14 protein-coding genes are annotated in these 13,784 nt (G+C 67.7%); 2 read left to right on the top strand and 12 right to left on the bottom strand.

Translation table 11 applies throughout. The features are described 5' to 3' along the window. The first annotated feature begins 71 nt into the window (after window positions 1-71). Window positions 72-1,709 (top strand): DEAD/DEAH box helicase, encoded by a 1,638-nt coding sequence (locus tag FHS55_RS04670; protein ID WP_183188454.1) that lies wholly within the window; start codon window positions 72-74, stop codon window positions 1,707-1,709. Between the two features lie 70 nt (window positions 1,710-1,779). Here the strand turns inward: FHS55_RS04670 and FHS55_RS04665 are convergent, their stop codons facing one another. The 10 genes from FHS55_RS04665 to FHS55_RS04620 form a co-directional block, all read right to left on the bottom strand. Further along, window positions 1,780-2,604, bottom strand: a complete 825-nt coding sequence (locus tag FHS55_RS04665; RefSeq protein ID WP_183188453.1) for a mechanosensitive ion channel family protein — start codon at window positions 2,602-2,604, stop codon at window positions 1,780-1,782. A gap of 51 nt (window positions 2,605-2,655) precedes the next feature. Next, on the bottom strand, window positions 2,656-3,000 hold the full coding sequence (locus tag FHS55_RS04660; RefSeq protein WP_183188452.1) for a TfoX/Sxy family protein: 345 nt from the start codon (window positions 2,998-3,000) through the stop codon (window positions 2,656-2,658). A gap of 14 nt (window positions 3,001-3,014) precedes the next feature. Then, entirely contained in the window at window positions 3,015-3,416 is a 402-nt protein-coding gene (sufA, locus tag FHS55_RS04655; RefSeq protein ID WP_246339813.1) for a Fe-S cluster assembly scaffold SufA, read from the bottom strand. 130 nt (window positions 3,417-3,546) lie between these two features. Next, on the bottom strand, window positions 3,547-3,987 hold the full coding sequence (locus FHS55_RS04650; RefSeq protein ID WP_183188451.1) for a VOC family protein: 441 nt from the start codon (window positions 3,985-3,987) through the stop codon (window positions 3,547-3,549). Between the two features lie 5 nt (window positions 3,988-3,992). Further along, window positions 3,993-4,367: an SUF system Fe-S cluster assembly protein gene (locus tag FHS55_RS04645; protein ID WP_183188450.1), complete on the bottom strand. Its 375-nt coding sequence runs from the start codon at window positions 4,365-4,367 to the stop codon at window positions 3,993-3,995. After that, a complete protein-coding gene (locus FHS55_RS04640; RefSeq protein WP_183188449.1) occupies window positions 4,364-5,623 on the bottom strand; it encodes a cysteine desulfurase in 1,260 nt (419 codons plus the stop codon). The genes FHS55_RS04645 and FHS55_RS04640 overlap by 4 nt, the downstream gene beginning before the upstream one ends. Before the next feature lie 220 nt (window positions 5,624-5,843). Then, a complete protein-coding gene (gene sufD, locus FHS55_RS04635; RefSeq protein ID WP_183188448.1) occupies window positions 5,844-7,160 on the bottom strand; it encodes a Fe-S cluster assembly protein SufD in 1,317 nt (438 codons plus the stop codon). Between the two features lie 10 nt (window positions 7,161-7,170). Beyond that, window positions 7,171-7,935: a Fe-S cluster assembly ATPase SufC gene (gene sufC, locus FHS55_RS04630; protein WP_183188447.1), complete on the bottom strand. Its 765-nt coding sequence runs from the start codon at window positions 7,933-7,935 to the stop codon at window positions 7,171-7,173. Between the two features lie 111 nt (window positions 7,936-8,046). Next, window positions 8,047-9,519: a Fe-S cluster assembly protein SufB gene (sufB, locus tag FHS55_RS04625; RefSeq protein ID WP_183188446.1), complete on the bottom strand. Its 1,473-nt coding sequence runs from the start codon at window positions 9,517-9,519 to the stop codon at window positions 8,047-8,049. Window positions 9,520-9,699: 180 nt separating this feature from the next. After that, window positions 9,700-10,866: a cysteine desulfurase family protein gene (locus tag FHS55_RS04620; RefSeq protein ID WP_183188445.1), complete on the bottom strand. Its 1,167-nt coding sequence runs from the start codon at window positions 10,864-10,866 to the stop codon at window positions 9,700-9,702. A 345-nt stretch (window positions 10,867-11,211) separates the two neighbouring features. On the opposite strand from FHS55_RS04620, the gene FHS55_RS04615 reads away from it, so the two are divergent. Beyond that, window positions 11,212-11,877, top strand: a complete 666-nt coding sequence (locus FHS55_RS04615) for an alpha/beta hydrolase (RefSeq protein WP_183188444.1) — start codon at window positions 11,212-11,214, stop codon at window positions 11,875-11,877. Window positions 11,878-11,972: 95 nt separating this feature from the next. Here FHS55_RS04615 and FHS55_RS04610 read toward each other — a convergent pair whose 3' ends face one another. Together FHS55_RS04610 and FHS55_RS04605 are read right to left on the bottom strand one after the other, a co-directional pair. Further along, window positions 11,973-12,341 (bottom strand): hypothetical protein, encoded by a 369-nt coding sequence (locus tag FHS55_RS04610; protein WP_183188443.1) that lies wholly within the window; start codon window positions 12,339-12,341, stop codon window positions 11,973-11,975. 210 nt (window positions 12,342-12,551) lie between these two features. Beyond that, window positions 12,552-13,721 carry an anhydro-N-acetylmuramic acid kinase gene (locus tag FHS55_RS04605; RefSeq protein WP_246339812.1) on the bottom strand — a complete coding sequence of 390 codons (1,170 nt, stop codon included), beginning with the start codon at window positions 13,719-13,721 and terminating at the stop codon, window positions 12,552-12,554. Between the last annotated feature and the right edge of the window lie 63 nt (window positions 13,722-13,784).

Below are 13,784 nucleotides of genomic sequence, written 5' to 3'. Positions count from 1 at the left end.
GACGATGCAGCCATCCCCGGTTACGGCTCGGGGCTCCGGTGAGCGGTGCGCAGCCGCAGAATTGACCCCAGATGCTTTTTAACGAACTGGGCCTGAGCGACAAGGTGCTCTCGGCCGTTGCCGACACTGGATACACCGAGCCTACGCCGATCCAGGCGCAGGCCATTCCGCATGTGCTGGCGCACCGCGACGTCCTTGGTCTCGCGCAGACCGGCACGGGCAAGACGGCTGCCTTCACCTTGCCGATGCTCACCCTGCTGGAGCAGGGCCGCGCCCGCGCGCGCATGCCGCGCACGCTGATTCTCGAACCCACGCGCGAACTTGCCGCGCAGGTGGAAGAGAATTTCATCCGCTACGGCAAGAACCACAAGCTCAATGTCGCGCTGCTCATCGGCGGCGTCTCGTTCGGCGACCAGGATGCCAAGCTGGTTCGCGGCGTGGACGTGCTGATCGCCACGCCGGGCCGCCTGCTCGATCATGTCGAGCGCGGGCGCCTGCTGCTGTCGGGCATCGAGATTCTCGTCATCGACGAGGCCGACCGCATGCTCGACATGGGCTTCATCCCGGACATCGAGCGCGTCTGCAAGCTGGTGCCCTTCACCCGGCAGACCCTGTTCTTCTCGGCCACCATGCCGCCGGAGATCCAGCGCCTCGTCTCGCAGTTCCTGTCCAATCCGGTGCAGATCGAGGCCTCGCGCCCCTCCTCCACCGCCTCGACCATCACCCAGCTGCTGGTCGCCTCCTCCAAGGAGGATTTCGCCAAGCGCGAAACCCTGCGGCGGCTGATCGACAACGCCGAGGCGCTGCAGAACGGCATCATCTTCTGCAACCGCAAGAGCGACGTCGCCATCGTGCACAAGTCGCTGCTGCGCCACGGCTACAAGGCGGTGGCGCTGCACGGCGACATGGACCAGCGCTCGCGCATGCAGGCGCTCGACCAGTTCCGCACCGGCGAGGCGACCCTGCTGGTGGCTTCCGACGTCGCCGCGCGCGGGCTCGACATTCCCGCCGTGAGCCACGTGTTCAACTATGACACGCCGCACCACGCGGAAGACTATGTGCACCGCATCGGCCGCACCGGCCGGGCCGGTCGCGCCGGTGCCGCGTTCACCATCGTCACGCCGGCCGAGACCAAGTCGGTGGCGGCGATCGAAAAGCTGATCGGCCGCTCGATCGACTGGATGGAAGGCTCCTCGCTGGAGACCCTGCCGCCGGTCGAGCCGCGCGCGCCGCGCCGCGAGGGCGGCAGCGAACGCCGTGGCAGCGAGCGTAGCCGCGGTGGCGGCGGTCGTGGCGAGCGCGGTGGCGAACGTGCCCGCGAGGAGCGCGCGAGCGAAGAGCGCCGTGGTGCCCGTCCGGCTCGTCGCCGGGTGGAGAAGGCCGCCGACGAGACGGCTGTCGATGCCCCCGCCGAGGTGGCAAGCGCGGCCATCGCCGAGGATCTAGCCCCCGCCCCGGCCCGCAAGCCGGCCCGTCGCGCCGCCAAGGCTTCGGTGGCTCCGGTGGCCGACGCGCCGGTGTCGGCACCCGCACCCGCGCCCCGCGCCGCCAAGCCGGCGGCGGGTTCCGAACCCAAGCGCGCGCCGTCCCGCGCGCCGGTGACGCCGCTGACGCATCACCGCCAGGATCGCCATCCGGCGGACGAGCCGGCCGATACCTCGCACCTGCCGGCCTTCCTTCTGCGTCCGGTGAAGATAAAGGCGGGCTGATCGCCCGTCAGGGGAGGATCAAGGCGGGCCGATCGCCCGCCGACCTTCTCACCTTGCCGTGCGAACGCCCTCAGGCGTTCGCCTCGCGCGGCGGCAAGGAGGACGTGGCCAGCATCGCGTTCTTCAGCAGGCCGCGCAGATGGCGGATGAGATCCCCGCGCACCGCGCCGGCCTCCCCCGCCGCCGCCCAGCCGGAAAAGGCGATCTCCACACGGTCCAGCGCCATCTTCGAGATGGCCGCCCCCGGGCCCGGCTCGGGCTGCACGCGGGAATCCGCCTTGAGGAAACCCAGCCCCTCGGCCAGCACGGCTTCGATATCGGCGTCCGGCTTCAGTTCCAGCGTGAACGCGAAGCTGCGCGTGCCATAGACCGACCTGTTGACGATCGGTGCGCCCCACACCTTTCCGTTCGGCATCAGCACCTGCACATTGTCGCCGTAGGCGAGTTCGGTGGTGAACAGGGTCAGCCCCTTCACCGTGCCGGCCATGCCGCCGATCTCGACCTGGTCGCCGAGCTTGAACGGGCGGAACAGCAGCAGCATCACCCCGGCCGCGACGTTGGACAGCGTGCCCTGCAAGGCGAGGCCGACCGCGAGGGAGGTGGCGCCCAGCACGGCGATGATGCTGGTGGTCTGAATGCCGAAGCGCTGCAGCACGGCCACGCCGACAAACACCAGCACGCCATAGCGCGCGATCGAGGCGAGAAACACGCCCACCGTGGGATCGACCCGGTGCGCCGCGCCGAAGGCCCGCAGCACGAGCCGCTCCACGAAGGAAGCGGCGTACCAGCCGAGGAGCAGGAGGCCCAGCGCATAGAGCACGTTCAGGCCGTAGAGAATGAACAGGTTGCCGAGCTTGCCGAGTTCGCCGGTGGTGCCGAAAGCGTCGAGATTCATGCAGCGTCACTCCATGGGATACCCATGGAAACGATGGGAACCGGGCAAGGTTCAACCGCGGGGACGCCGCGGCGGCTTCATCGCCTTGGCGGCGAGCGCCAAGCGTAGCGCACGGGCGGCAAGTTCCGCCGCCGCCTCGGCGTCATCCAGCGCGGCATCCGGCAGCGACCAATAAGCCATCCTCACCTGCCGCCCCCGCGCCTCGTAGACGAAGGGCTCGGCGCCGTGCTGCGCGAGTTCGGCGGCAAAGGCCGGGTCGGTCTTGAGATAGATGCGATCATCGGCGACCAGACCGAACATCACGCCCTCGGCGTAAAGACCAAGGCCGCCGAACATCGCCCTGCAGCGCACCGGCCGGAAGGCGGCGAAGACATCGCCGATCGCCGCCTCATCCATGGGTGCGCGCCCATTCAGGCGTGCGCGTCGGCGATTTCCGAGCGCACCGGGGTGATGGCGACGGATTCGCCACAGCCGCAGGCCGAGGTCTGGTTGGGATTGTTGAACACGAACTGGGCCGAGAACTTGTCGGTCTTGAAGTCCATCTGCGTGCCGAGCAGATAGAGAATCGCCTTGGGGTCGATCAGCACCTTCACGCCCTTGTCCTCGACCACCTCGTCGAAGCGCCCGGCTTCCTCGGCGAATTCGACCGTGTATTCCATGCCGGCGCAACCGCCATTCTTCACGCCGACGCGCAGGCCCGCGACGGGCTTGTCGGAGCGGGCGATGATGGAACGCACGCGCTCGGCGGCGGCATCCGTCAGGCTCATGACGGCGGGACGAGGGCGGGCAGGACGGGGGGTCGGCTCGGTCATGTCGTCTCTCCACATCGACGCCGGTTCAAGGCCGGCGGATCGGTCATCTTAAGATGGGGCAGTCGAGGCGCCGGCACAAGATCGTCGCGCGCGCAACTGGCAGCTGCCTTTCGCGGGGCTGACGGTGCGCTCAATAATTCGCCCACAGTCCCGGCGTCGCGAGTTCCACGAGATGGCCGTCCGGGTCGCGCAGGTAGAGGCTGGTGCCGCCCCCCTTCCAATCGACCCGACCCTCGATACCGATCCCCTTCACTGCCAGATGGACGATCCATGGATCGAGGCTGTCGACGGGTATCGCCAGCGCGAAATGCAGCGGACCATGGCCATCATGCGCAGGGATCACACCGCCCGGCAGGGTCAGCGGCTCCAGCGTCGCGCCGCGCCGGAACAGCAGCAGAACGCTCGCCGGCCCGGCATTATAGGCGCAGAAGCGCTCATCGGCGACCATGGGACTGAGGCCGAGCACGCCCTCGTAGAACGAGCGGGCGCGCGGCACGTCGTCGACATAGAGCCCGGTCTCCAGCACGCCGGCGATCGGCGGCGGGGCGTTCGCGCCGGAGGGCTGCGCCATGGCGCTCACCAGAGATTGAGCGCGAGCCGGGCTTCTTCCGACATGCGGCCCTGATCCCATGGCGGATCGAAGGTGAGGTTGACCGCCACGCCCGACACACCGCCGACGCTCGCCACCGCGCCTTCCACCATGCCGGGAAGCTCGGCGGCGGAGGGGCAGTTCGGCGTGGTCAGCGTCATCTCGACGGCGACCTGCCGGTCGTCGGCGATGTCGACCTTGTAGATGAGGCCGAGTTCATAGATGTCGACCGGGATTTCCGGGTCGTAGACGGTCTTGAGCGCGGCGACGATCTCGTCGGTCAGCCGGTCCAGCTCTTCCTGGGGAATGCTGGAATCGATCGCGGGCACATTCGGTTCAACGGACGTCGGGGTTTCGCTCATGCGAACAGATCCTGAGCCTTGATGAGGGCGTCGGCGAGGGCGTCGACTTCCTCATGCGTGTTGTAGAGCGCAAACGACGCCCGGCACGTCGCTGTCACACCATATCGCCCCAGCAGCGGCATCGCGCAATGGGTACCCGCGCGCACGGCGACGCCGGCGCGGTCGATGACGGTGGCGATGTCATGGGGATGGGCACCCTTCACGTCGAAGGCGAAGATGGCGCCCTTGCCCGGCGCATCGCCATAGATCTGCACCGAGTTGATGGCGGAAAGCCGCTCCCGCGCATAGGCGCCGAGCGCGGCCTCGTGCGCGGCGATGCGCGCGCGCCCGAGGCTCTCCATATAGACCAGCGCCTCGCCGAGGCCGATGGCCTGGACGATGGGCGGCGTGCCGGCCTCGAAGCGGTGCGGCGGCTCGCCATAGGTGACGCCGACCTCGGTGACGGTGCGGATCATCTCGCCGCCGCCTTCATAAGGGGGCATCTTTTCCAGCAGCGCCCGCTTGCCATAGAGCACGCCGATGCCGGTCGGCCCATAGAGCTTGTGGCCGGTGACGCCGTAGAAATCGACGTCGAGGTCCTGAACGTCGACCGGCATGTGCACGGCCGCCTGCGCCCCGTCCACCACCACGACCGCGCCGGCCTCATGGGCCAGACGGGCGATTTCCTTGATCGGCGTCACCGTGCCGAGCACGTTCGACATATGGGTGATGGCGACGATCTTCGTCCGCTCGGTGAGCAGGTCCTTGAACGCCTCAAGGTCGAAGGCACCGTCTTCCAGCACCGGCGCCCACTTGATCACCGCGCCCTTGCGCTCGCGCAGATAGTTCCACGGCACGATGTTGGAGTGGTGTTCCATGATGGAGAGGATGATCTCGTCACCCTCGCCGATCGACTGGCCGAGCGAGGACGCCACGAGATTGATCGCGCCAGTCACCGAGCGGGTGAAGATCACCTCTTCCAGCGTCGGGGCATTCAGGAAGGCGCGGCAGCGCTCGCGCGCCTGCTCATAGGCCTCGGTCATCGCATTGGCGAGGTAGTGCAGGCCGCGATGGACGTTGGAATACTCGTTCTCATAGGCGAAGCGCATGCGGTCCAGCACCTGCACCGGCTTCTGCGCCGAGGCGGCATTGTCGAGATAGACCAGAGGCTTGCCGTAGACCTGTTTGGACAGGATGGGGAAATCCTGCCGCACGCGGGCGACGTCGTAGGTGCCGTCGGTGACGGCGGGGTGGAGAACAGGGGGACTGTTGGTCATGGCTCGACCTTTCTGACGACCGCACGCAGCTCCCTCTCCCCGGCGGGGAGAGGGCTGGGGTGAGGGTCTTGATCGCTACGCGATCGCGCGCCCCCTCACCGACCCGCTTCGCGGGCCACCTCTCCCCATGGGGAGAGGGAAGTCTCGTCTCGTCATCCCGGCGCGCACTGCGCCAGCCGGGATCGCGGGATGACGACAGCGATGGCCGGCGGCGCGCGCCTCAGCCCCGCGCCGCGAGCCAGGCTTCGGCGCGCTCGACCAGCGCTTCGCGCAGGCCCTCATGCTCGACCGTCTCGATCGCCTCGCCGACAAAGGCCTGCACGAGCAGGCTCTGCGCATCCTTCAGCGGAATGCCGCGGGCACGCAGATAGAAGAGCAGATCGTCGTCGATCGCGCCGCAGGTGGCGCCGTGGCCGCACTGCACATCGTCGGCGAAGATCTCCAGTTCCGGCTTGTTGTCCATTTCCGCATCGTCGCCGAGCACCAGCGCGCGGCTCATCATCCGCCCGTCGGTCTTCTGCGCCGCCTGCCGGACGACGATCTTGCCCTGGAACACGCCACGGGCGCTGTCGTCGAGCACGGTCTTGAACAGTTCCCGGCTCTCGCAGCCCGGCACCTGATGGTCGAGGAAGAGCGTCGCGTCGGCGTGCTGGCGGCCCTTGAGCAGGAAGGCGCCGTTGAAGCCGACCTGGCTGTCCTCGCCCTCGAGGCTCGCATAGAGCGTGGTGCGCGCCACGCCGGCGCCGATGCCGAAGCTGAAGGCATGCACCTTGGCCGCGCGGCCGATCTCGAACAGCAGGGTCGAGAGGTGGAGGGCGCTAGCGCTGTCCTCCTGCAGGCGCACCACGTCGAGATGCGCCTCATCGCCCACCACGAACTCGGTGGCGCTGTTCACCTGGTAGGCAAGGCCGGCCGGCCCCTCGAAGCTCTCGGCATAGGTGAAATGCGCGCCGGCGCCGACCACGACGAGGCTGCGCGCGAAGCTGGCCGCCGGCCGCTGGCCGGAGACCACATGCGCGACATGCACCGGCCGCGCGATCTGCGCGCCCTCGGCTATCTCGATCACCACGCCATCGGTGGCGAGCGCGGTGTTGAGTGCCAGCGCCGCATCGTAGCGGCCGGGCTGCAGCGCGCCGAGCCGGGCCAGCGCCTCGCTGCCGCCCGCCAGCGCCTGCGCGAGGGGGAGGATGGACAGCCCAGGCTCCAGATCGGCGAGATCGGACAGTTCGGGCACCACCACGCCATTGGCGACGACGATACGGCGCAGGCCGGTGTCGAGCAGCAGGCTCTGGTGCGCTTCCACCTGCGCCACCGGGGCCGGGGTGGCGAGCGGCAGCGCCTCGCGCATCAGCGTGCGCAGATCGGTGTACTTCCACTCCTCCACCCGGCGGTGGGGAAGGCCGTTGTCATGGAAGGCCTGCGCGGCCGCCTCGCGCAGCGCCGCGATGCGTGGGCCGCCGGCGCGGGACAGAGCTTTCAGCTCGCCCGACAGGCCCTGCTCGGCCGGGGTGCGGATCGGACGGATCTCGGCGTTCATCTCAGCTTCCTCACGCCGCGTCCTGCTGGTACTCGGCATAGCCATTGGCTTCGAGTTCCAGCGCCAGCTCCTTGCCGCCCGAGCGCACGATGCGGCCCTTGTTCATCACGTGCACAAAGTCCGGCACGATGTGATTCAGGAGGCGCTGGTAATGGGTGATGACGATCATCGCCCGGTCGGGCGAGCGCAGCGCGTTCACGCCTTCGGACACGACCTTGAGCGCGTCGATATCGAGGCCGGAATCGGTCTCGTCGAGGATGCACAGCTTGGGCTGCAGGATGGCCATCTGCAGGATTTCGGCGCGCTTCTTCTCGCCGCCGGAGAAGCCGACATTGACGCCGCGCCGCAGCATGTCCTGGTTGATGCCGAGATGGCCGGCGCGCTCCTTCACGAGGCGCAGGAAGTCGGGCGTGGAGACCTCGGCCTCGCCGCGCTTCTTGCGCTGGGCATTCAGCGCCGCGCGCAGGAAGGTCATGGTGGCGACGCCGGGCACCTCGATCGGATACTGGAAGGCGAGGAACACGCCCTTGGCGGCGCGCTCGTCGATTTCCATGTCGAGCAGGTTCTCGCCATCGAACGTCACCGCGCCGTCGGTGACCTCGTAATCGTCCTTGCCGGCGAGGATATAGGACAGCGTCGACTTGCCGGAGCCGTTCGGCCCCATGATGGCATGCACCTCGCCGGGATTCACGGTGAGCGAGAGACCCTTGAGGATCTCCTTGCCGTGGTCGCCGCCGATGCGCGCGTGGAGGTTGTCGATGTCGAGCAGGGCCATGTCATCAATTCCGTGTCTGGAGCGCGACGTCCCGAAAGGGGCGCGCTGAAATCTGGGAGACGATCCCGGCGCGCGGCCTTGCCGCGTCCGGGATGACGATTGCAAGGGGCGTCAGCCCACCGAGCCTTCGAGGCTCACCGAGATCAGCTTCTGCGCCTCGACGGCGAACTCCATGGGCAGCTGCTGCAGCACGTCCTTGACGAAGCCGTTCACGATCAGTGCCGTCGCCTCCTCGGGGTCGAGGCCGCGCTGGCGGCAGTAGAACAGCTGGTCGTCGGAGATCTTCGAGGTGGTGGCCTCGTGCTCGAACTGGGCGCTCGAATTCTTCGATTCGATATAGGGCACGGTATGCGCCCCGCATTTGTCGCCGATCAGCAGGCTGTCGCAATTGGTGAAGTTGCGCGCGCCGGTTGCCTTGCGGTGCGCCGAGACGAGACCGCGATAAGTATTGTCCGAGCGGCCCGCCGCGATGCCCTTGGAGATGATGCGGCTGGACGTGTTCTTGCCCAGATGGATCATCTTGGTGCCGCTATCGACCTGCTGGCGCCCGTTCGAGATGGCGATCGAGTAGAACTCGCCCTGCGAATTGTCGCCGCGCAGGATGCAGCTCGGGTATTTCCAGGTGATGGCCGAGCCGGTCTCGACCTGGGTCCACGAGATCTTGGAGCGGTCGCCACGGCAGTCGCCGCGCTTGGTGACGAAGTTGAAGATGCCGCCCTTGCCGTCCTTGTCGCCGGGATACCAGTTCTGCACCGTCGAGTACTTGATCTCGGCATCGGCCAGCGCCACCAGTTCGACCACCGCCGCGTGCAGCTGGTTCTCGTCGCGCTGCGGCGCGGTGCAGCCTTCGAGATAGCTCACATAGGCGCCTTCATCCGCGATGATCAGCGTGCGCTCGAACTGGCCGGTATTGCGCTCGTTGATGCGGAAATAGGTGGAGAGCTCCATCGGGCAGCGCACACCCTTCGGCACATAGACGAAGGAGCCGTCCGAGAACACGGCGGAGTTCAGCGTGGCGAAATAGTTGTCCGTCACCGGCACCACGGAGCCGAGATATTTCTTCACCAGCTCGGGGTGTTCGCGGATCGCTTCCGAGATCGGCATAAAGATGACGCCGGCCTTTGACAGCTCTTCCTTGAAGGTGGTGGCCACCGAGACGCTGTCGAACACCGCGTCGACCGCGACCTTGGTGCCGCCGCTGGCGATGCCGAGCAGCGCATCGCGCTCGCGCAGCGGGATGCCGAGCTTCTCATAGGTGGCGAGGATCTCCGGGTCGATGTCGTCGATCGACAGCTGACTCGGCCGCTTCGGCGCGGAATAGTAATAGAGGTCCTGATAGTTGATCGGCGGGTAGCTCACCCGCGCCCAATCCGGCTCGCGCATGGTCTGCCAGCGGCGGAAGGCCTCGAGCCGCCATTCCAGCATCCATTCCGGCTCGTCCTTCTTGGCCGAAATGAAGCGGACCGTGTCTTCGCTGAGGCCCTTCGGCGCCTTCTCGGATTCGATATCCGTGAAGAAACCGTACTTGTACTGATCGACATCGATGGAGCGGACCTGGTCCACTGTCTCTTGTACGGCCGGCATCGTCTCATCTCCTCTCCCGCGCGGGTTCAAGGCCCGCGGGTCAGGTCAACACGTCACATGCGCGAGCGGCATGGGCCGCTCCCCGCTCCGATCCATCGTCTGCACGATCGACCGGCCTTTGCCCCATGCCAAGCAGGCGGCATGGGCTGTTTCGTTGCGCCGCTCACGCGGCTCTTGGCCTTACGCCGCGCGGCGACGCAAAAGGCCCGGCATCACCCGGCGGAACGCGCCGAGTGCCCGGTGGGCATCGTCTTCGCCGCTCGACCAGCCGAAGGACAGGCGAAAGGCCGACCGCGCGATGCGCTCCGGCACGCCCATCGCCGCGAGCACATGCGAGGCGGCCACCTTGCCCGACGAACAGGCCGAGCCGGCGCTCACCGCCAGGCCCGCGAGATCGAGCGCGATGACCATGGTCTCGGCCGGCACGCCCGGGAGCGACAGGCAGGACGTGTTGGGCAGGCGATCGACATCCCCGACGAGCAGGACAAGCTCCGGAAATTCGCACCTTAGAGCGCTTTCAAGCCTCGCGCGCAAGGCAGCGATACGTATTTGTTCTGATTCCAAACTGGCCCGCGCGCTCACCGCCGCCGCGCCGAACGCGGCAATGGCCGGCACGTTCTCGGTGCCGCCGCGCCGCCCCCTCTCCTGCCCGCCGCCGGGCAGCAGCGGGGCGGGCCGCAGGTCCGGATCGGCGATGACGAGGGCGCCCGCCCCGGGGGCGCCGCCGATCTTGTGCGCGGAGATCGACATGAGGTCGACGCCGAGTGCCGCCATCGAGGCCGGCATGCGGCCCGCCGCCTGCACGGCATCGGTATGCATCAGCGCCCCGTGGGCGTGGGCGCGCTGTGCCGCCTCGGCCACTGGCTGGATCACGCCCGTCTCGTTATTGGCGAGCATGAGCGAGACCAGCGCCCGGTGGCCGGCTTCCGCGTGCCGGGCGAGCGCCGCGTCGAGCGCCTCCAGCCGCAGGCGGCCGCGCGCATCCACGGGCAGCACCTCGACCCGCTCGGCGGGGAAGCGATGGCCTCGCAGCACCGCAGCATGCTCCACCGCGCTGGTGATCAGGACATCGAGCGCGAGCGGCTCCTCGCCCCGCCGGTAATCGGGCGTCAGCGCCGACGCATTCGCCTCCGTCCCGCCCGAGGTGAAGACCACGCCGGCCGGATCGCCCTCGACCAGCGCCGCCACCCGGGCGCGCGCCAGATCCATCACGGCACGGGCCGCCCGCCCCTCGCCATGCACGGACGAGCCATTGCCGGTGGTGTCCAATGCCTCCAGCAGCGCGCTGCGCGCTTCCGGACGCACCGGCGCGGTGGCATTGTGGTCGAGATAGATGCGTTCATTCATTGTTGCGTCTGCGGGCTCGAATTCCGGCGTTCGCGATCTATATAGTCAACCAATGCCCGTTCCGCCTGTCTCTTGCTCGATTTGCTTGCAAAATAAGGCGGCCTCCTGCATAGCTTGGCTTCCGTCATCTCTGACAAAGGCGCCGGATCCGCAGGTTGTGGGCGCAACCACTGCAACCCGACGTAGAATATTAGAATTATTCTAATAAGTTAGGGTTCGCATCCCGTCTCGTCAAGGCGCCTGCGGTAGACTGCCGCTCTGCGAACGCCGCGCCAAGGCACTGCCGCCCGGCCGCGTTCGCGACGGAGAGCACACCGGGCGCGCCAATCCAAGGTCTCGAACTTCATGCCTGAAGTCATTTTCACCGGCGAGAAGGGGCGGCTTGAAGGCCGCTACCAGCCGGCCAAGACGCGCCACGCGCCGATCGCCATCATCCTGCATCCGCACCCCCAGTTCGGCGGCACGATGAACAATCCGGTGGTCTATAACATGTACTACCAGTTCGTGAATCGCGGCTTCTCCACGCTGCGTTTCAACTTTCGCGGCGTGGGCCGCAGCCAGGGGTCGTTCGACCATGGCCAGGGCGAACTGGCCGATGCCGCCGCGGCGCTCGACTGGGCGCAGTCGATCAACCCGGATGCGCGCGCCTGCTGGATCGCCGGCTTCTCCTTCGGTGCCTGGATCGGCATGCAGCTGCTGATGCGCCGCCCGGAGGTGGAAGGCTTCATCTCCATTGCCGCGCCGGCGAATCTGTACGACTTCTCGTTCCTCGCGCCCTGCCCGTCCTCGGGCCTGTTCGTGCATGGCGACAAGGATGCCGTCGTGCCCTTCTCCGCCGTCACCGGACTCGTCGAGAAGCTGAAGACGCAGAAGGGTATCGTCATCGAGCAGCAGACCGTGCCGGAGGCCAACCATTTCTTCGACGGCAAGACCGAAGACCTGATGGAAGTGGTCGGCACCTATCTCGACAAGCGCCTGCCGGGCACCGCGAAGAAGATCACCGCCGCCTGAGCCATCCGCGCGTTGCGGGATAAACCTGTCCTCTGCATGAAAAAAGGCCCGGCGCTCAACACGCCGGGCCTTTTTGCTGGGAGGAAGGCGTCGCGTCAGTTCAGCACGAGCCGCGAGGGCTCGTTGACGGTGACCACGTCGCCACGGCGCACGATCTCGACCGCGCGGGTCTCACCATCGATGGGACCGGGCACGGAGAAACTGACCGCCTGCTCCGGCTGCAAGGTCGCGGCAACACGGACCGGTGCGCCATCGGCGACGCTGAGCGTGGCGATGACGTGATAGCCGTCACGTTCCGGGGTGTAATAGGCCGTGCCCTTCACGTAGCCGAGCTGGATGCTCTGCGCGGTGGCCGGGCGCAGGCCCGCGGCCTTGTCGGCGGCACGGACCGGGGCGATGACGGCGACGGCAACGAGCCCGCCCGCGACGGCGAGGGGCAGAAGGTCTCGAATGAGGCTGCGCATGTCGACTGCTCCAAAGTTCTGTCCAGGCGTTTTGATAGGAAGCTGCCTGCCTGGCGAGCCGGACTTCCGGGAGCCCTCAAGATAGCCAACAATTGCTGCGACGCATCATTCGCTTCTGCATTGCACCAATGCATTTCAGGAATACTGCGACAATCCGGTCCGAATTTCAGATAAATTGAAAGTCGCCTTCAGCTTTCCTATCGGTAGCGGTTACTGGGCACCGCTTGGCCGTGTGACAACGCCGCCCGTCAGCGGCCGGGGCACGCCGGTGGTGGTCGGAAAGCTGATCGGCAGCCCGCGCAGCGCCCGCATGGCGAGAAAAGCGAAGGCCTGTGCTTCCAGCGTATCACTCGACCAGCCGACCTCCTCGGCGGTGTACACGGGCATGCCGAGGCGCGCGGCCAGCATGGCGAGGAGCGTGGGATTATGCGCCCCGCCACCGGCCGCAATCGCGAGCGCCGGGCGGCGCGGCAGATGCGGCAGTACGGCGGCCACGGTGGCGGCCGTGAGCGCGGCAAGCGTCGCCGCGCCGTCTTCCGTGCTCAGACCGTCCAGCCCGGCCCGCGCGGCGACCCATTCGCGAAAAGCGTTTCGATCCAGAGACTTGGGGGGCGGAACGGCGAAAAAGGGATGATCCATCAGCCGCGCGATCGCCGCCTCGTCGACCCGCCCGGCGGCGGCGGCGGCGCCATTGCGGTCGATCGGTGCGCCGGTGCGCGCGCTCATGAAATCGTCGATGAGCGCATTGGCCGGGCCAGTGTCGCAGGCAATCGGATCGGCGTCTCCGTCGAGATAGGTGATGTTCGCCACCCCGCCGAGATTGAGCACCAGCACCGGCCCGGCCTGCGGCAGGCCGCGCACGAGCGCCTGATGATAAACCGGCACGAGTGGCGCCCCCTGCCCGCCCGCCGCGACATCGGCCGCGCGCAGGTCATGGACCAGCGTCGGCCCCGGCGGACCGGTCAGCGTGCGGAGGCCCTGCGCCAGCGCCGGCCCGTCGCCGATCTGCACGGTGAGGCGCTCCTCCGGCCGGTGCAGCACGGTCTGGCCGTGGAAGCCGACCACGGCGACATCGCGATGCTCGGGGAATTCCTGGAAGAAGGCCGCCAGCGCCGCCTCATGGCGCGCGGTGAGCCGCTGCTCGGCTTGCCCCAGCACGCCCGGGCGGGCCGCGCGGTCGGCCAGCCCGCGGGCATCTTCCAGCGCGCGGGCGAGCAGTGCGCGGTCGGCCGCGTCATAGGGATAGGTGCGACCGGGCCCAAAGGCGGCAACCGTCTTGCCATCGGTCTCGATCAGCGCCACGTCGACGCCGTCGAGCGAGGTGCCGCTCATCAGGCCGATCGCCTTCAGGGCCTTCATCGTCAGAAGGGTCTTCGCCATCACATGCGTCTCCCGAACTGGCGCCGGGCCTCGCGGGCGCTATGCGCGCATCCCGGGGTGCTT

This window comes from Ancylobacter tetraedralis, assembly GCF_014195655.1.
Taxonomy (GTDB): domain Bacteria; phylum Pseudomonadota; class Alphaproteobacteria; order Rhizobiales; family Xanthobacteraceae; genus Ancylobacter; species Ancylobacter tetraedralis.
Note: the sequence above shows the minus strand (reverse complement) of the source record. Positions and strands in the feature narration are given on the sequence as shown.